The following is a 15,555-nucleotide window of genomic DNA, read 5'->3' as shown; positions in this document are numbered from 1 at the left end:
ATAAAATCGAATACATTGAATCGAACACTATGGAGAAATTTAAGAAACTTAAAAAAATTGCTCATGTATTCCATCAATATGGGATAAACCTGACTGGGAAAAGGAAGTTTGATGACCTATACGAGGTCCACAAAATGGATCAGGTTTATGTATTGGGTCTGATCTATGAGCTGGAGCTCGTAACAATGAATTTAATGAAAGATGAGGATGCTTATCGAATTAAAGCGCCAGTGCAGATCATCGAGTTGCTAATCGCCCGATGATGATTTTTTCAGGAGGGTTCTGGATTCCGGTATTTGTCAGGGTTGATGATAATAACTGTTATCCAGTTCTCTCCATTTTTAAAATTCCCCGTCAGCTCAATATAAATTCAAACAGCATAGCAATTAAATAGGATGAAACAGGTAGTGCAAATCAATGAGCATTTTATGTTCTTAGAAGCTTTCCTGAATGGACTTCCCTCTGTTTTTAATAGCATGGATGGATTGATTTTTAAAAAGAGAAACACACTCAAGTTACAAACCATTGCTGGTCAGAAAATAGTGATCAAGTCCTATGAGAAAATTTATATGGCTAATAGATTTATCTACAGATTTTTCCGTGAAAGCAAAGGCAAAAGAGCTTTCACTAATGCATCCTTTTTTCTTTCACAAGGTGTAAATACTCCCCGGCCCATAGCTTATTTGGATTGCTACAGTAACTGGCTTTTTAAATCGGGGTATTTCATTTGTGAATATTCCGATTTTCAAACACTTGAATATTTTCAAGAACTAGACGGTAAGGAAAAAAGCAAAGCGCTTTTTGACTTGGGAAATTTCATCGTTGACTTACATCAGAAAGAGATCTATCACCTGGATTTTTCATTGAGTAATATTCTTTTCAAGAAAGTGAATGGTACCTACCAATTTTCTTTGGTTGACAACAACAGAGTGAAAATAAAAAGAATCACGCTCAAAAGGGGAGTAAAAAGCCTAATTAGACTCGGTTTGCCAAATCAGGATATGATTTTTCTGATTGAGCATTATGCACATAAAAGAGGCTTAAATGAAAGTGAATTATTAAGAATTTACTTTCAATATAAATTCAAGCAGGAGGTTAAATACAAAAGAAAAACATTGCTTAAAAAGCTCAGAAGTAAACTTTATCATTTTTTACAAAAGGTAAAGTACAAGTAACAAAACAATCTCTGTCAAAAGTTTCCTGTTAAATCAATCGATCAGCCTCACCCAAATGAAATATTTTCTCTGTGTCCTTTTCTTCATTTTCACGATTTCGGGATTAAAAGCTCAAAATAAATCTTTGGTAAAAAAATATTTTGAAGGTTTTGGAAACAACAGCCAAAATTTATCCAAGCCCCAATTTTTAGCATATCCTACCATTGGCTATTCCCCGGAGACCAATACTGAATTTGGCCTTAGCGGACTGTACCTATATTATGCTAATCAGGATACTTCAAACAGGCTAAGCGAGATCACGGCAAGGGGATTCTATACCCTTGAAAACCAATATGGCGCCTTTATCGAACATGCCCTATACAGTGACAAAGACAAATGGTTTTTCCTTGGGAATCTCAGGTACCAGAGCTTTCCCTTATCCTTTTTCGGTGTAGGAGCAAATAGTACCCTCGAAGATGAGCAGATAGTGGCAGCCAATCAATTGTTGATCAAAGAACGGGTGCTGAGGAGGTTGAAACAAAATTTTTACTTTGGTTTGGAACTGGAATTGAACAATACCTCTCAGGTAAATTTCAGTAAACCGGAAAATTTTGAAGATCAAATTCCAATTGTGGGAATGAACGGATTTACCACCTTTTCAACTGGGATTGGATTTGTACTGGATTCCAGGCACAATGTGCTGAACGTGAGGGACGGATACTTTTCAGAACTTGCCATATTAGGGTCTTTTGACAATCTGGGGAGTGATTATTCTTTTGGTTCCGTAATCAGTGATACGCGCTATTTTAAAAGTATAAGGAAAAATCAGGTCATGGCATTGCAGCTTCTGAAGCAGTTTACCTGGGGAGATGTTCCATTTAACCAGCTTCCCCAATTGGGTGGGCCCAATCTTTTGCGCGGATATTATCAGGGCAGGTTCAGAGACAGTAATCTGATGGCTGCTCAAGTGGAATATAGGTTTCTGCCATTTCCATTAAAGTTTACAGAAAGGATAGGGGGTGCCGTATTTGCCTCGGTCGGTACCGTGTATGATCAACCCCACAAATTAGACTTCGGAAAATTGAAAGGTACTGCCGGAGCAGGTTTGAGATACATGTTATTTCCCCAGAAGGATATTTATGTCCGCTTGGATTATGCCTTTACGCGGGAAGGGAATGCTTTCTATATCTACATAGGGGAGGCTTTTTAGCAATCATCCGGATGATATTACTATCAAAATAAAAACCAGTATAACCCTTTCCGGGTCCTCCCTTTTCGTAAAACAATCCAAGTTTCTTTAGCTGACCTGCAATTCTTCGATTTTCCGGTTTCCCTTTCATTATGAATCGCTCAATGTAAAATTCTTCCAAAGGGCTTACGGAATTTACCCGATATCCGACAAATGGATTTTCATCTTTTGGTATGGTGGTGATCAAAGCGGGGGCATGACAGATGAGACCAATAGCACTGTTGTTTTTTGAATATGATTTTAACAATACGGGAATATTGAGGTCATGGTACAGGTCAACCATAAGACCCTGACCGCCGGGAATAACCAATCCGATATATTCTCCGGATCGGTCAATTGCCTGCTCCAAAGTTATTGGACTGGAGAAATTTTTATTCTTTTCCCAAAAGTCTATGGCCTCTTGTTTCAAGGTTGGATTTTCTTTCCAGTAATCGTCTTCAAGGCTTTCCTGATCGATGGTCGCCTTTTGTCCTTTGGGTGTTGCAAAGTCCACCTCATATCCTTCTGTAGCAATTGCTTTGTAAGCGTAGTAAAATTCATTGAGGAAAACCCCCGTTTGTCTTTCTTTTTTGCCGCTATTGAGTAAAAGAGTATCCTCCGCACTCAAAACAAAAAGTATCTTTTTGTTTTGACCCGGTACATTAAGGATTGAGGAGAACATGATAATTATGAATAATATGAATGGCCTTTTCATTTATTTTTGGATTTTGTATGAATGTTTGTATTTCTTGAATGTAAACCAGCCCAATCCTAGAAAAGCATAGATAGAAAGTGATGCGTAGATCGCAGGATTTGGATTATTCAGACTGCTGATAGACCCTGAATATGAGGCTATCAAAGCATACGGCATTGTATTTAGACACCAATACAGTAAGAATTTTCTAAAATCCATTCCGGTCATCCCTGCCAAGCAGGCAGAGACTTCCGGTAAAATAGGAGATACCCTACTTAGCAGAATCATTACGCTGCCATAGTTGTTAAAGCTGATGATTGCCTCCTTCCTCTTACTTTCCACCGGAACAATTTTTTTTAAAACCCTATCTCCGAATTTTTTACTGATCGTATATCCTGCAATTCCAGCCATCAGCATTCCCGTGACAGCTGCCAATCCACCATAGCCAAAGCCAAGAAAGTGTCCCGAAAGTACCGTAACGGTCAATGTAGGTATGGCAATAAACAGGTCGCTGAACAAAATGAGAATAACCAGGACGAAAAGGTATATGGGATTTATTTCCTGTGCTTTTTCTAACCATACAAGTATGTCTTCCAAACTGAATATCCCAGTAAACCGGGCAATCAGAAATGTAGAAGCAAAAAATAGGGTCAGGATAAATACGATTCTAAATATTGCCCTCATTTTTCTCCTCCTTTTTTCATGATGAATTCTGCCAATGCCGGACTTATCCGGTTGATTATCTTTAAAAGTTTGACCTTACCGATGTTGATCTCATACTGATCTTTTTTAAAAGCAAGAATAAATTCGTCAACAAGTTCTTCCGGACTGATTTTACCCTTTCCCCTTCCCGCTGTCATTTGGGTGTCTACCAAAGGAGGGATGATTTCAAAAACCTTGACATTATTAAGCTGATAGCGAAGCGCTTTGGTAAAAATATGTATACCTGCTTTGGTACCACAGTAGACCGGTGCCTGTTTTTTGGGGACCAATCCCAGACCTGAAGATACATTGACTATCGCCGCATTGGGGTTTAACTGAAGGGTTGGCAAAAAGAGACTTATCAATTTGATGGGAGCTAGAAAATTGATGTTGATTTCCTGTTCGATTTTCCCTAAATGAGTATCTTCCTCTTCAAAATAATAGTTATGTTGAATGCCTGCATTATTGATCAGAATGTTGGTGTCAGGATGTTCCTGTTCGATAAATAGGATCAGTCTATCCAATTCTTTTGATTGGGAAATATCGCAGAGGAAAGGAATTATTCTATTATTTATCCGGGCAAGTTGATTGAGCTTTTCTTTATTCCTCCCTAAAGCAATAACCTGATTATCCAGTCCGATAAATGTATTGAGCAATGCTTCCCCTATTCCTGATGTTGCTCCTGTGATGAGGATTTTATTACCATTCAGCTTCATGATCCTGATTATTTAATTCAGGACAAATTTGATGGCTTAATGGAAGGTTTCCATTTACATAGGTAAAGGAAAAACAGGTTAAATTATTTTTGCCTACGGATCCTACTCAACTGCGTAGGCGTTACACCTAAATAAGAGGCAATGTGGTACTGGGGGATTAATTGGTCTAAATGAGGGTTTTCCTCTAAAAAAATTGCATACCGTTCCTTGGCTTCCAAAGTGGCTAGTTCAATTTCCCTTTTTTCTTTATTCACAAAAAACCTTTCTGCCAGGATACGGGCCAACCGCTCTACAGGAGGATATTGATCATATAAGCTTTTAATGCTTTCAAAGGAGGCGATACAAAGCGTACAATCAGTCAAACAGTCAATATCTATTAAATTACTTTGACCTGTCACCAGAGAAGAGTAAGCGCCCACAAAAGATCCTTGGGTAAAAAAAGTTTTGTTATACTGCTCTCCATTGCTCATAGAAAAATAAGCCCTTAACACACCAGATTCTACAAAACCTATCTGTTTGGAAAATTCTCCCTTTTTGGCGAAAACAGAGCTTTTCGCTAGTTGTACTTGGGAAAATTTAGAAACCAGTAGATCCAAAGTTTCGGGATCAAAATTGACGAGGGATTTTAATGAGTTTTTGAGCAATGACATTTTTAAAATTAAATTAATTTTTAAATCAAATTGTTTGAAATTTATTGTTGGGGAGTTTTGGTAATATTTAGTCATCTTTTATGTCCCTGTGAAACAAGCCCAAACAGGCAATATTTCAAAAAAATATTCAATTTGAAAACAAGAATTAATATGGAAAAACTAGAGCCGCGTTCAAAAATATTATCCAGATTTAAAAATGAACAATAAACCCAAAGAGAACCTAATGAAATTAGGGCATGAATTGCCTAAAGTATCAACACCAGGTGGAAACTATGTTTCCGTAAATATTCGAGAAAATATTGCATATGTTGCCATCCAGTTTCCAATATTTAATGAAGACTATTTGTATCAGGGTAGATTGGGAAATGAAATTACAACTGAACAAGGATACAGGGCTATGGAGTTGTGCGCGCTAAATGTTCTTGCTCAAATAGATAAAAATGTTGGCTTTGATAAAATCATTGGTTTGAATCACCTAGAAGGTTATTTTCAATCAGGGGACAATTGGGATGATTCTCCTAAAATTGTTAATGGAGCTTCTGACTTATTTGTAAATGTACTTGAAGAAAAAGGAACACATTCTCGTTCAATTTTTGGAGTAGACAAATTGCCACGAAATTTCAGTGTTGGTCTGACTGCTTCATTTACTGTTTTAATGGAATAAAACACAAAGAACTAAATTATAAAAATATGAAATACGGCAATGTAATAATATTTGGGGCAAGCAGCGGTATTGGACTTGCAACTTCGGAGTATTTAAAGGACAAATGCAATAATCTTTTCACAGTTTCTAGGCGAGTATCTCCTTATGGTAAATGGATAAAAACTGATCTGACAAACGTTGAAGAAATCGAAAGTCTTCAAAATCAAATTAGCGATATGCCAATTGATGCTTTACTTTATTTCGGTGGAACCTGGGAATCAAATGCGTTTTCGCCTGAATACAACTTTGAAAGTTGCTCAAATTATGATATTGAGAACGTTCTCAATGTAAATCTTCTCGCACCAATCAGGGCAATTCAAAAGTTTATTCCAAACTTAAAAAAGTCAATAAATGCCAAAATAATCATTATTGGTGCGGCAATAGGCGGTCTTAACCTAAATAAAAGTAAAGAAGTATCAAACACAGCATCGAAATTTGGACTTCGTGGACTTGTTTTCTCGCTTAGACAAAATCTAAGTCAACACAAAATTGGCGTAACACTAATCAATCCGGGAAATCTTTCAACTGAAGAAGTCCTGAATGATTTGAAAAATGCAGGTAAAGACGAAACTCACTCAATACCATTAACTGATTTATTTAATATTGTAGAATTGGTGTTAAATTTATCAAATAGGACCAACATAAATGAGATTGATTTGCCAAATATGTAAGAAAGGAAAGCTGATTAAATCAACACCATATTTAAAAGAGCAGATTATAAGATAGTAAAACTAACATCTCTGATATCCGGATTTTTTTTAAAAATGCTATTGGCGAATGGGCATTATGGGATAATTTTTATTCCTTTTTCTCTAGCAAATTCTACAGCTTTTAAAACCATTTGTTTGCTACCATTTTTACCTTTTAATGGTTCATTGACTTCCGTATGGTCAATAATAATATTATCCCTACCAACCCATGTATAGGACATCATTGCCTCTTCAATTTTATTTTCAAGAATGTAGAATTCACTTTTGTTTCCATTAACTTTTCTTAAGATTTCCATTTATAAGTAATAGGATTAAGTGAAATTTGATTTTTTGGTAGGGGAGATTTTAGCACTGAAAAGCAAATATAATTTAATATCTATATTTGAAGAGCCAGTCTAAAAAATAGCCTTGTCGATTGTTTGATAAATGTCATACAATCATTTCTTTTAGGCAGATTGTTTGTATGGCCACCAACTCTCAAATTGACATTAGTATTTAAACCCTCATTCAATCGTATGGCTGAATTCATTGCTGACTCTGCCTTGGGGAGTTACGATCACGTACCTCAGAGTAAGAGGACCATATTCACTTCTTGACACCGGAGCCAAAAATGGACTGGTGTACAGCTTTCCGGTTGGGTCGGCTTTGTAACCGTCCACCGTATAATACACCTGACTTTTATCTACGAGTGATTCTATGCTGATGCGATGTCTGCCAGTTTCCATGTCCCTGCTGATGGTGACATCTGCCTCCGGAATTCTAAAGAAAACGTTTGATTTTTCCAGTTCTGCCAGTCGTTTTGGCAATCTTTTCTTGGTGAATTCACCATAATCTTTTTGATCCCCGGCAGTCCAAGCCACCTCTGACAAGGCCAGCAGGCGGGGAAAGATAAAATATTCCAACTTGTTGTTCGTGGAGATATACTCTGTCCAAAGGTTGCCCTGAACACCCAAAATGAATTTGTGTTCCTCAGAACTTAAGGCGGTTGGTCGAGGAGAATAGCTGTATACTTTTTCCAAAGGCAAAAATCCATGGATGGCAAGGGGTTCATTGGTCTGATCTTCGGTATAGTAATGGTCAAAATACATGTGGCTGTTCGGGGACATGATCACATCATGGCCCATTTTGGCAGCTGCAATCCCCCCGTCTTCACCCCGCCAGCTCATCACGGTAGCATTTGGTGCCAATCCACCTTCCAGTATTTCATCCCATCCGATCAGGTTTCTGCCGTTTTTGTTGAGGAATTTCTCAATTCTCCGGATAAAGTAACTCTGCAGTTCATGTTCATCCTTTAATTTTTCCTTCTTGATCACTTTTTGGGCTATTTCGGAAGTTTTCCAATGGTCTTTGGGTACCTCATCACCGCCGATGTGAATGTATTCACTTGGAAATATGTCCATCACTTCTGTCAATACATCCTCCAAGAAAGTGAAAGCAGCATCGGTAGGGCCGAAGATATTGTACTGCACACCCCAAAAACCCGGGACATTAGTACTCAGATCATTGTCCAAAGGCTCACCTTTTTCATTGGTCCCCGAAATGGTTCCTGCTTGAGGAACGCCATTGACCAAAGGGAAACTTCCAAGTTCTGGATATGCTGCCAATACGGCTGAGCTATGTCCAGGGAGTTCTATTTCAGGAATTACAATAATTTGCCTTTCTGCGGCATACCGAACGATTTCACGGGCTTCATCCTGGGTGTAAAATCCACCGTGAGGATTACCGTCATAGATCAGAAGATCCCTGTCATACTGTTTGCCGATGATGGTGGAATCCCTCCAAGCAGAGATTTCGGTCAACTTGGGATATTTTTTGATTTCCAATCTCCAACCCTGATCTTCAGTCAGGTGCCAATGCAGGCGGTTCAGTTTATAGTGAGCCATCAAATCGATGATTTTTTTGATTTGATCAACAGGAAAATAGTGTCTTGCCACATCCAACATCAAGCCCCTGTAGCCAAACTCGGGCTGGTCTTCAATCCGCATGGCCGGTATCGTCAACCCGCCATCCTTTTCTTCTATCAATTGTAAGGCGGATTGTAAGCCATAGAAAATACCCGCTTCCCCTCCTTTAATTTCGATTTTATCGGAGTTTATATCCAAAAGATATCCTTCAGGTTGATCACCCTGTATGGAAGTCAAAATAACATGTGGCCCTGTTTGGGGGATCTGTGTGATGAATAGCCTGAATCCATGCCTTTTCTCTAAAAAATCATTGAACAACTCTGCTGATTTTCGGCTGTCCTGGCTTTTGGCTAAAATGGGTATGCCTGCATTTAAATTGAATTGTCCTTTCCCTTCCACTATATTCATGGGTTTTGGAATGATTCCCTGTGCCATGGAGGAAAAAGTAAAAGGCAACATGAATGACATGAAGAGGATGCCACTCATTGGTTTTCTAATAAATCTTGGAAAATGCATGCAGGTTACAATTAGGTATGTCAATTGGATAGGATGAGGTAAATACTGTATTGAGGGAGATCAAGCGTGTTTATTTGGTTGTATTTGATCAAAGCAATTTTACTTAATCCAAGTAGGAAAGACAAGCTACCATAAAGTATTCAGTGCAACCAGCGAAATATTCTGAAATATGAGAAAAAGGGATGATCGATGAAAATCGACATTTAAACGATAAAAATATAAGGATCATGCATTTTCAAAGATTTTTGCTCTATGTTTTTTCCCCCATTGGCGGAGGGCTATAATCACATTGTCCAAAGTCTTTCCATATTCAGATAAGCTATATTCAACAGTGACCGGAACGGTGTCATATACACTTCTGATGACAAGCTTATTCATCTCCAAATCCCGGAGTTCTTTCGAAAGCATCTTTGGAGTAATTCCTTCGACATCTCTTTCGAGTTCTTTGAACCGCTTATTGCCAAATGACAAAGCAATAAGGATAGGAAGCTTCCATTTACCGTTGATCAGATCCAACACATCCCTGACAGGACGGATGTATTCCACACATTCATGCTTGTTCTTCTTCATGGTTTTGCAGATTGGTATACTGTAGTATACTAGTATACTCTGGTATAGTACTTACTTTTGTATAGTAAATATAGGTAGGTTTGCTTTATCAAAACAATATTAGACACAAAAAAGATGAAAGTACTTATTTATGGGGCAGGCGGTTCACAGCAATTTCCTGTCATCAAAGCCCTCAAAGAAAAGGGAGCGAAAGTTGTTGCAACTACAAACCAGAGGGAGAAAGTTGAAATGCTTGAAAATGCAGGTGCAGAAGTGGTCATTGCCAATATGGGCGACAGGGAGAAACTGGAAGAAATCACTCGGGAAACTGATGCTATTTCGTTTTTGGTGCCTTTCTTTTTAAGGGATCCGATAGAAGGGTTGCAATTTGCCAAAAATGCAGTTGATGCAGCTGTTAAACATGGAGTCAAGCTTTTAGTCTGGAATTCCAGTGGCTTTATTTTACCTGTGAAGATTGGTAATCCTTCTCTGGATGTTAGGATAGATATTGCAGATTATTTAAAGAAAAGCGGTTTGCCCCATATCATTATTCAACCTTCCGTTTATGCTGAAAACTTACTGGGACCTTGGACAGCACCTTTTGTCAAAGTGGAAAAAACAGTATCCTATCCGACACCGGAAGATATGCCTGTTGGCTGGATAGCTACCAATGATGTGGCAGCACTTGTAGCCGAAGCCATTTACAGTCCTCATTTGGCAGGAGAATCTTTTCAAGTATCCGGATTGGAAAACCTGACTGGAAATCAATTGGCGGAGAAGTTTTCACTGGGCTTGAACGATAATTTCCGTTATAGACAAATGGCTCCAAAAGACTTTGGGAAAATACTTGATGGCCTTCTTGGTGAAGGCGCCGGTAAAGAAGCGGAAGCCATGTATCAGGAAATTACAGATACCAGGAATTATCCTGTTATGTTTGCTTCTGATATGTCAGAAGTGTTGGAAAAGCTACCTGTTAAAATGACAAGTATAGAAAATTGGGTGAACCAAAACCAAGCGGCTTTTACATAAAAGCAAGCCACCCATTATAAATAGGTGAGGACTTATATTGTTCTCACCTATTTTTATTAAAATGATTTTTATAAGATTTGTTCAGGTTTCTGGGTGATGGCTGAAGCATCAGATTTGGCAAAAGGAAAATTTCTTTGTGCCTATAAAAAATCTCTTTGGGAGTAAGCATGCCCCGATCTTTTTTATTTCTTTTTTTGTTGATTCATTTATTTACCTCGCATCCATTAGTCTTTTGGGAAAATGGTAGTAGACTTATCGTAATCTCTGAGAAAGTGGAGGTAGCAACCTCCCTATTGAGTGTATCATCCAAAATACACCTGAATATCCAAAATTGGAATAAAGAATTGAACCCAGGAAAAACATTTGCAATGGCCATATGTTATCCCTTTTTTTGGTAATTCCTGGTTAGTGATTTAGAGATATGAATCAGGGCATTATATCCTCCTGCGAATTTTCGATCTGAAACCCCGAAGATATCCAAAAACTTTCCGCTTGATCCTAAAAATAACGGGAAGGTAATATGGCGTGCTGCAGGAGCAGTGAAGGCAAGTGTTACCCCAGCACGGCCCGGCACTTTTGAATGCACCCCACTGCCTACCAAACTAATATTGAACTCCTTCCTTTAAAACCATCCTCAGCTTTTCCATATCCTTACTGATCTTGATATCCAGGATTTTTGCATGATGCTGGGTTTGTTTGAGGGATTTGTGGCCTAGCATTTTGGATACCGTTTCAATGGGCACACCGTTTCCAAGAGTAATCGTAGTGGCAAATGTGTGCCTGGCTATATGAAAGGACAGCTGCTTGTCAATGCCACAGCCATCGGCGATTTCCTTTAGATAAGCATTCATTATCTGGTTGCTCATTAAAGGCAGCACCAAGCCTATTTTGCTGCATTGGGGATGGTTGTCATATACATCAATGGTTTCAAGTGCTTGTGGAAGAACTGGAAGCAGGGTAGGGATTTCGGGTTTTTGTTTTTGGACAGATATGGACTTTAATTTATCAGTTAAAAGACTGTCTAAACTCCAAAGGCGTTTGATTGGTTTTTTGTTTGAACAATTTGCTGAATGATTGGGGGTGCTCAAAACCAAGTTCATAAGCAATTTCACTGATTGACATATTTGTGGTGCTCAAACATAATTTGGCATAATCCATCATTTTGCTTTGGATGTGCTGCTTCGTATTTTGACCGGTTTGTACCCGTAGCAGGCTGCCCAAATAATTAGGGGAAATGTTCAGTTGTTCTGCAATTGTTGTTACCGTTGGAATGCCGTTTTCCAATAACTTACCATCTTCAAAACAGTGGGAAAGCACCTGTTCGAAACGTGCCAATATTTCGTGGTTGGATTTTTTCCGAGTAATAAACTGACGTTCATAAAACCGCTCTGCGTAAATAAGGAGCAATTCTATTTGGGCTATGATGAGTTCCTGGCTGAATTTGTCGATATTGGATTGGTATTCTTTTTCTATTTTTTGGAGAATATCCACAATCACCTTTTCTTCTTTATCAGAAAGGAAAAGCGCCTCGTTCACAGCATATTGGAAAAAATCGTATGATTTTATCTTTTTCACCAAAGTGGTGCTCCACAAAAAATCGGGGTGGATAAGCAGCAGCCAGCCTGTTGGGACTACTTCAACTTCTTGCTTGATCTCAATTTTCAAAAACTGTAGCGGTGAAACAAAGGTCAGCACCCCTGAATCAAAATCGTATTGCTGCTGCCCATAATTGAATTTGGCATTGACATTCCGCTTTAGCCCAATGGAATAAAAATTCTGGATCCATTTCAGCTCGCTGTCGTCTATAGGATAAGTGACCTTGCTGTAATCGATCAAACTGATCAAAGGATGTTCAGGTGGAGGTAACTTACAAAATGTGTGAAACTCGGACAATGAATTAAAGCGGAATGTCTTTTCCATAACAATTAATTTACTTGATTATTTTTCTTTATACAATACCATTCCAGCGTGGTAAAGGATGCCTTCCTTGAATTCCCCATCAGCGGTAAAGCCCGTGTCGTCTTTGTAATCGATATGGTTTCCGTAAACTTTATAAGTACCTTGATAGGCACTATTCCGCTTTCCACGCGCTTCATCGTAGCGGTTATTGGGTAAGAGTTCATGGCGTATATAACCATCTTTGGTCACCCACATGCCAATGTATCCCTTTGTTTCTTCAATAGTTGTTTGCATACTGTTTGATGTATTTGTAAATAAGTGATCCAAAACACGTATGTCTAGAAAAAGGCTTTGGCAACAGTCTCTTTATTATCGTTCGTACCAAAATTCCCTTGAGCTGGGACATCGTGAAAAAGAAACAGTATTCCTAAAGAAAGGTGCGCATACATTATATTCATTGTTTTGTCCTTTAAAATTATAACTCCGGGGCGGCATAGCCCCGGAATATTAACCGTTGACTTTTAGGAGATGGCTGTAGCCCATGATCTTAAACGCCCTTTCTGTCAAGCTTTCTCTGACCCCATTTCCGGGTTCTGCAAGCCAATCGGAGTAGTCCACTGTATCCCTGAATGGCCTTTGTCCCTCCGGGATTGTGAGGATTTCAGCTATTCTATCCGCTACTCCCTGTATGGGGGCATCCCCGAACCTGAACAGGTTCCGCAATCCGGGCCCATAATTATCATAGTCCTTTTGCAACCTTTGATATTCTTTCAGGACAGGTTCGTCTTTTGGGAACTCCGCTGTTTCAAAGTGGGAAGTACCATCCAAAAAGACGCCAGGCATCAAAATGGTAGTTTCAATCCCAAATTGGCTTATCTCGTAAGCCGTATTTTCCGCCAAGGCATCCAAACCTGCTTTTCCAATTACATAAGGGGCCATAAATGGAGCTGTTACATTGGTGATGCCACTTCCCACGTATAATATCAATCCTCTTTTCTGTTTTCGCATATAAGGAAGTATAGCCCTGTTTAACCTATGCGCTCCTAAAACATTGGTGTTTACCGAACTTGCAATCTGTTCAGGGGTGAATGCTTCAGAATAACCAATGAATAAATGTGCTGCGTTATGTATCAAGACATCGATCGAACCTTCTTTTTCAATCATTTTGTCAGCAGCTTTTTGGCAGGAGTCCTCGAGATGGATATCCAAATCCAAGATATCCACTTTTCCTCCATTGTGTTCCACATATTCCCTTAGGGCTGTTGACTTATGGACATTTCTTCCCTGTGGATCTCTAATGCCTGCAAACACTTTATGCCCTAGTACTGCTAAAGTTTGTGCTGTGTGTAGACCCATTCCTGATCCTGCACCTGTGATCAGCACGGTCAATTGCTTTTTATTTTTCATCGTAATAAAATTTAATTGTTTGAAATATCTGTTGAAGTGGCAAGTGTCTCATGTTCCGCCATTGTGGATTGAATAAGCGCTATCTTCTGTTTTGCATAGTGGTAGGCATCTTTTCCCATAAAAAAGTGGATAGGTGGGTTTTCTTCCTGGCTTAAGGCTATCAGCACATCTGCCGCTTTCTCGGGGTCATTGGGTTGGTTTCCATTTAACTCCCTCAAATGCGCATTTTCCATCTCCCGTGCAGTTTTGTAGGCTGTAATTGGGTTTGAAGCTGTTTGAACAGACCCTTGCGATAAAAAATTTGTCCTGAAGTAACCCGGATATAGCAATGTGGTATGCACATTAAATGCTTTCATCTCATCGGCAAGGGCTTCGGTAAATCCGGCCACAGCAAATTTTGTGGAGCAATAAATGCCAAATCCCGGAAAACCGCCAATGTAGCCGCCTATAGAGGAAATATTGAAGATATGCCCCGATTTCTGATTACGGAACAGGGGTGCAACATTGCGGATGACATGCAGGGAACCAAAAACATTCACCTCAAAGTTGCTCTTTACCTCCTGCTCTGAAAGCTCTTCCAATGTCCCGATCAATGCATAACCTGCATTGTTTACCACTACATCAATCTGTCCGAAATGATTGATGCATTCGCCAATCGCAGCCTTTACATTTTCATTGTCGGTCAGGTTCATTTCAAGCGGTAGAAAATCTTCAGACGATTTCCCAAGCTCCTTAATTAATGATTGAACCGAGCGCGAAGTAGCCGCTACACGGTAATTTTGGGTTAGCAGTTTTTTTACGAGTGTTAGCCCCAAACCTTTCGAAGCTCCTGTAACAAACCATACTTTTCTTGTTTCCATTTTTTTTTATTTTTTGTGATAAAATGATGAAACAAAGATGGTTGTATAGAAGGTGGTTTACTTAACCATATCAATGAATGGAGTAGTGAAATCGTGAATTTTGAAGATTTGGATAGTAAACTGATCGTCCAAACTGTAAAAAATCTCTCACAACCCAGAGGCCATTTGGCTTCGAGGAAAGACTGAAAAAGCTTACCCCGCAGGTGCGTGAAGACCTATATGAAGATAGCTATTTGTAGTGGTGTGAGACCTGTGCGCCGTCGCGTTGGTGCACAGTGTACTTATAGGCACGGCCTCATACTCGATTAGCGTTTCGAGATATTTTCATTCGTTTCAAATTTTAGTAATTCCATATATGGGTCACCCGGTAAATTAAGAGCTTTTGCAAAAGCTGGTTCTGTTTTGTACCCTTGTCGTTTAAGTTGAATAATCTGCTGTCTGAAGGCTTCACCATATTTATTTAGCAAATTATGTTCAACTATCAAGTGCCTGTATGCAAATTGATGTCTTGTCGGAGTGGTTTGCCCAAAAATCTCTATTTCAAAACCGTCAACAAAGAAGTTAGCAACAATAGCAAGTGTTTCTGAATTTGGCTTTTCTCTGGTTGTAAAACTTTTCTCGTAACTAAAATTGTCTGTGATTGATTTAAGAAACTCCTGTTTGTATGAGAAAGAGCAAATAATATCAAGGTCGCTATTTTCAATGTCAATGTTTATAGGAATTGTACCCACAAGAATAGGATCAAACTTTTTTAGTTTTGATAAAACTTGATTATTCGTCAAGATGGAATATACTTGCCGTTGCTTTTTATTGCCGTTTTGCAAATATTCTATG

The 15,555-nt window shown here is 38.9% G+C and carries 19 protein-coding genes; 6 read left to right on the top strand and 13 right to left on the bottom strand.

Annotation, left to right across the window (positions count from 1 at the left end):
• The first annotated feature begins 29 nt into the window (after nucleotides 1–29).
• From H1A14_RS22420 to H1A14_RS22410, 3 genes are all read left to right on the top strand, one after another.
• A complete protein-coding gene (locus H1A14_RS22420; protein WP_194778553.1) occupies nucleotides 30–263 on the top strand; it encodes an acyl carrier protein in 234 nt (77 codons plus the stop codon).
• Between the two features lie 132 nt (nucleotides 264–395).
• Nucleotides 396–1,175: a lipopolysaccharide kinase InaA family protein gene (locus H1A14_RS22415; protein ID WP_194778552.1), complete on the top strand. Its 780-nt coding sequence runs from the start codon at nucleotides 396–398 to the stop codon at nucleotides 1,173–1,175.
• Nucleotides 1,176–1,230: 55 nt separating this feature from the next.
• Nucleotides 1,231–2,364 (top strand): BamA/TamA family outer membrane protein, encoded by a 1,134-nt coding sequence (locus H1A14_RS22410; RefSeq protein ID WP_194778551.1) that lies wholly within the window; start codon nucleotides 1,231–1,233, stop codon nucleotides 2,362–2,364.
• Here H1A14_RS22410 and H1A14_RS22405 read toward each other — a convergent pair.
• From H1A14_RS22405 to H1A14_RS22390, 4 genes are all read right to left on the bottom strand, one after another.
• The gene (locus tag H1A14_RS22405; protein WP_194778550.1) at nucleotides 2,315–3,064 is read right to left on the bottom strand and encodes a type 1 glutamine amidotransferase domain-containing protein; all 750 of its coding nucleotides are present in this window, start codon (nucleotides 3,062–3,064) and stop codon (nucleotides 2,315–2,317) included. The genes H1A14_RS22410 and H1A14_RS22405 overlap by 50 nt on opposite strands.
• 33 nt (nucleotides 3,065–3,097) lie before the next feature.
• A complete protein-coding gene (locus tag H1A14_RS22400) occupies nucleotides 3,098–3,760 on the bottom strand; it encodes a TVP38/TMEM64 family protein (RefSeq protein WP_194778549.1) in 663 nt (220 codons plus the stop codon).
• On the bottom strand, nucleotides 3,757–4,494 hold the full coding sequence (locus tag H1A14_RS22395; protein ID WP_194778548.1) for an SDR family oxidoreductase: 738 nt from the start codon (nucleotides 4,492–4,494) through the stop codon (nucleotides 3,757–3,759). The genes H1A14_RS22400 and H1A14_RS22395 overlap by 4 nt, the downstream gene beginning before the upstream one ends.
• Nucleotides 4,495–4,577: 83 nt before the next feature.
• On the bottom strand, nucleotides 4,578–5,144 hold the full coding sequence (locus tag H1A14_RS22390; RefSeq protein WP_194778547.1) for a Crp/Fnr family transcriptional regulator: 567 nt from the start codon (nucleotides 5,142–5,144) through the stop codon (nucleotides 4,578–4,580).
• A gap of 196 nt (nucleotides 5,145–5,340) precedes the next feature.
• Between H1A14_RS22390 and H1A14_RS22385 the strand changes: the two genes are divergently transcribed.
• Both H1A14_RS22385 and H1A14_RS22380 read left to right on the top strand, forming a co-directional pair.
• Nucleotides 5,341–5,808: a RidA family protein gene (locus tag H1A14_RS22385; protein ID WP_194778546.1), complete on the top strand. Its 468-nt coding sequence runs from the start codon at nucleotides 5,341–5,343 to the stop codon at nucleotides 5,806–5,808.
• Nucleotides 5,809–5,834: 26 nt separating this feature from the next.
• Nucleotides 5,835–6,518 carry an SDR family NAD(P)-dependent oxidoreductase gene (locus tag H1A14_RS22380; RefSeq protein ID WP_194778545.1) on the top strand — a complete coding sequence of 228 codons (684 nt, stop codon included), beginning with the start codon at nucleotides 5,835–5,837 and terminating at the stop codon, nucleotides 6,516–6,518.
• A 113-nt stretch (nucleotides 6,519–6,631) separates the two neighbouring features.
• Here the strand turns inward: H1A14_RS22380 and H1A14_RS22375 are convergent, their stop codons facing one another.
• From H1A14_RS22375 to H1A14_RS22365, 3 genes are all read right to left on the bottom strand, one after another.
• On the bottom strand, nucleotides 6,632–6,853 hold the full coding sequence (locus H1A14_RS22375) for a GNAT family N-acetyltransferase (protein ID WP_194778544.1): 222 nt from the start codon (nucleotides 6,851–6,853) through the stop codon (nucleotides 6,632–6,634).
• Between the two features lie 207 nt (nucleotides 6,854–7,060).
• Complete coding sequence (locus H1A14_RS22370) at nucleotides 7,061–8,947, bottom strand: beta-N-acetylhexosaminidase (RefSeq protein ID WP_194778543.1); 1,887 nt, start codon at nucleotides 8,945–8,947, stop codon at nucleotides 7,061–7,063.
• A 255-nt stretch (nucleotides 8,948–9,202) separates the two neighbouring features.
• Nucleotides 9,203–9,547 carry a winged helix-turn-helix transcriptional regulator gene (locus H1A14_RS22365; protein WP_194778542.1) on the bottom strand — a complete coding sequence of 115 codons (345 nt, stop codon included), beginning with the start codon at nucleotides 9,545–9,547 and terminating at the stop codon, nucleotides 9,203–9,205.
• A 114-nt stretch (nucleotides 9,548–9,661) separates the two neighbouring features.
• On the opposite strand from H1A14_RS22365, the gene H1A14_RS22360 reads away from it, so the two are divergent.
• A complete protein-coding gene (locus H1A14_RS22360) occupies nucleotides 9,662–10,555 on the top strand; it encodes an SDR family oxidoreductase (protein WP_194778541.1) in 894 nt (297 codons plus the stop codon).
• 602 nt (nucleotides 10,556–11,157) lie between these two features.
• Here the strand turns inward: H1A14_RS22360 and H1A14_RS22355 are convergent.
• From H1A14_RS22355 to H1A14_RS22330, 6 genes are all read right to left on the bottom strand, one after another.
• Nucleotides 11,158–11,421, bottom strand: a complete 264-nt coding sequence (locus tag H1A14_RS22355; protein ID WP_317174918.1) for a tyrosine-type recombinase/integrase — start codon at nucleotides 11,419–11,421, stop codon at nucleotides 11,158–11,160.
• Between the two features lie 139 nt (nucleotides 11,422–11,560).
• Entirely contained in the window at nucleotides 11,561–12,475 is a 915-nt protein-coding gene (locus H1A14_RS22350; RefSeq protein WP_194778539.1) for a helix-turn-helix domain-containing protein, read from the bottom strand.
• Between the two features lie 18 nt (nucleotides 12,476–12,493).
• Nucleotides 12,494–12,748: an Atu4866 domain-containing protein gene (locus tag H1A14_RS22345; protein WP_194778538.1), complete on the bottom strand. Its 255-nt coding sequence runs from the start codon at nucleotides 12,746–12,748 to the stop codon at nucleotides 12,494–12,496.
• Nucleotides 12,749–12,961: 213 nt separating this feature from the next.
• Nucleotides 12,962–13,861, bottom strand: coding sequence for an SDR family NAD(P)-dependent oxidoreductase (locus H1A14_RS22340; protein ID WP_194778537.1), 900 nt, complete (start codon nucleotides 13,859–13,861; stop codon nucleotides 12,962–12,964).
• 11 nt (nucleotides 13,862–13,872) lie between these two features.
• Nucleotides 13,873–14,721, bottom strand: coding sequence for an SDR family oxidoreductase (locus tag H1A14_RS22335; RefSeq protein WP_194778536.1), 849 nt, complete (start codon nucleotides 14,719–14,721; stop codon nucleotides 13,873–13,875).
• A gap of 305 nt (nucleotides 14,722–15,026) precedes the next feature.
• Nucleotides 15,027–15,555 (bottom strand): DUF4269 domain-containing protein (locus tag H1A14_RS22330; protein ID WP_194778535.1); only part of this gene is annotated, 529 nt, incomplete at its 5' end.

Origin of the sequence: Pararhodonellum marinum (assembly GCF_015354735.1) — a bacterium.
Taxonomy (GTDB): domain Bacteria; phylum Bacteroidota; class Bacteroidia; order Cytophagales; family Cyclobacteriaceae; genus Pararhodonellum; species Pararhodonellum marinum.
The sequence above is the reverse complement of the archived record's forward strand: the minus strand, read 5'-3'. Positions and strand labels throughout refer to the sequence as shown.

Coding starts and splice junctions, on each gene's coding strand:
- H1A14_RS22335 (WP_194778536.1), bottom strand. CDS start 14,721: ATGGAAACAAGAAAAGTATGGTTTGTTACAGGAGCTTCGAAAGGTTTG.
- H1A14_RS22390 (WP_194778547.1), bottom strand. CDS start 5,144: ATGTCATTGCTCAAAAACTCATTAAAATCCCTCGTCAATTTTGATCCC.
- H1A14_RS22420 (WP_194778553.1), top strand. CDS start 30: ATGGAGAAATTTAAGAAACTTAAAAAAATTGCTCATGTATTCCATCAA.
- H1A14_RS22385 (WP_194778546.1), top strand. CDS start 5,341: ATGAACAATAAACCCAAAGAGAACCTAATGAAATTAGGGCATGAATTG.
- H1A14_RS22405 (WP_194778550.1), bottom strand. CDS start 3,064: ATGTTCTCCTCAATCCTTAATGTACCGGGTCAAAACAAAAAGATACTT.
- H1A14_RS22395 (WP_194778548.1), bottom strand. CDS start 4,494: ATGAAGCTGAATGGTAATAAAATCCTCATCACAGGAGCAACATCAGGA.
- H1A14_RS22345 (WP_194778538.1), bottom strand. CDS start 12,748: ATGCAAACAACTATTGAAGAAACAAAGGGATACATTGGCATGTGGGTG.
- H1A14_RS22350 (WP_194778539.1), bottom strand. CDS start 12,475: ATGGAAAAGACATTCCGCTTTAATTCATTGTCCGAGTTTCACACATTT.
- H1A14_RS22360 (WP_194778541.1), top strand. CDS start 9,662: ATGAAAGTACTTATTTATGGGGCAGGCGGTTCACAGCAATTTCCTGTC.
- H1A14_RS22375 (WP_194778544.1), bottom strand. CDS start 6,853: ATGGAAATCTTAAGAAAAGTTAATGGAAACAAAAGTGAATTCTACATT.
- H1A14_RS22355 (WP_317174918.1), bottom strand. CDS start 11,421: ATGAGCAACCAGATAATGAATGCTTATCTAAAGGAAATCGCCGATGGC.
- H1A14_RS22380 (WP_194778545.1), top strand. CDS start 5,835: ATGAAATACGGCAATGTAATAATATTTGGGGCAAGCAGCGGTATTGGA.
- H1A14_RS22400 (WP_194778549.1), bottom strand. CDS start 3,760: ATGAGGGCAATATTTAGAATCGTATTTATCCTGACCCTATTTTTTGCT.
- H1A14_RS22410 (WP_194778551.1), top strand. CDS start 1,231: ATGAAATATTTTCTCTGTGTCCTTTTCTTCATTTTCACGATTTCGGGA.
- H1A14_RS22340 (WP_194778537.1), bottom strand. CDS start 13,861: ATGAAAAATAAAAAGCAATTGACCGTGCTGATCACAGGTGCAGGATCA.
- H1A14_RS22415 (WP_194778552.1), top strand. CDS start 396: ATGAAACAGGTAGTGCAAATCAATGAGCATTTTATGTTCTTAGAAGCT.
- H1A14_RS22370 (WP_194778543.1), bottom strand. CDS start 8,947: ATGAGTGGCATCCTCTTCATGTCATTCATGTTGCCTTTTACTTTTTCC.
- H1A14_RS22365 (WP_194778542.1), bottom strand. CDS start 9,547: ATGAAGAAGAACAAGCATGAATGTGTGGAATACATCCGTCCTGTCAGG.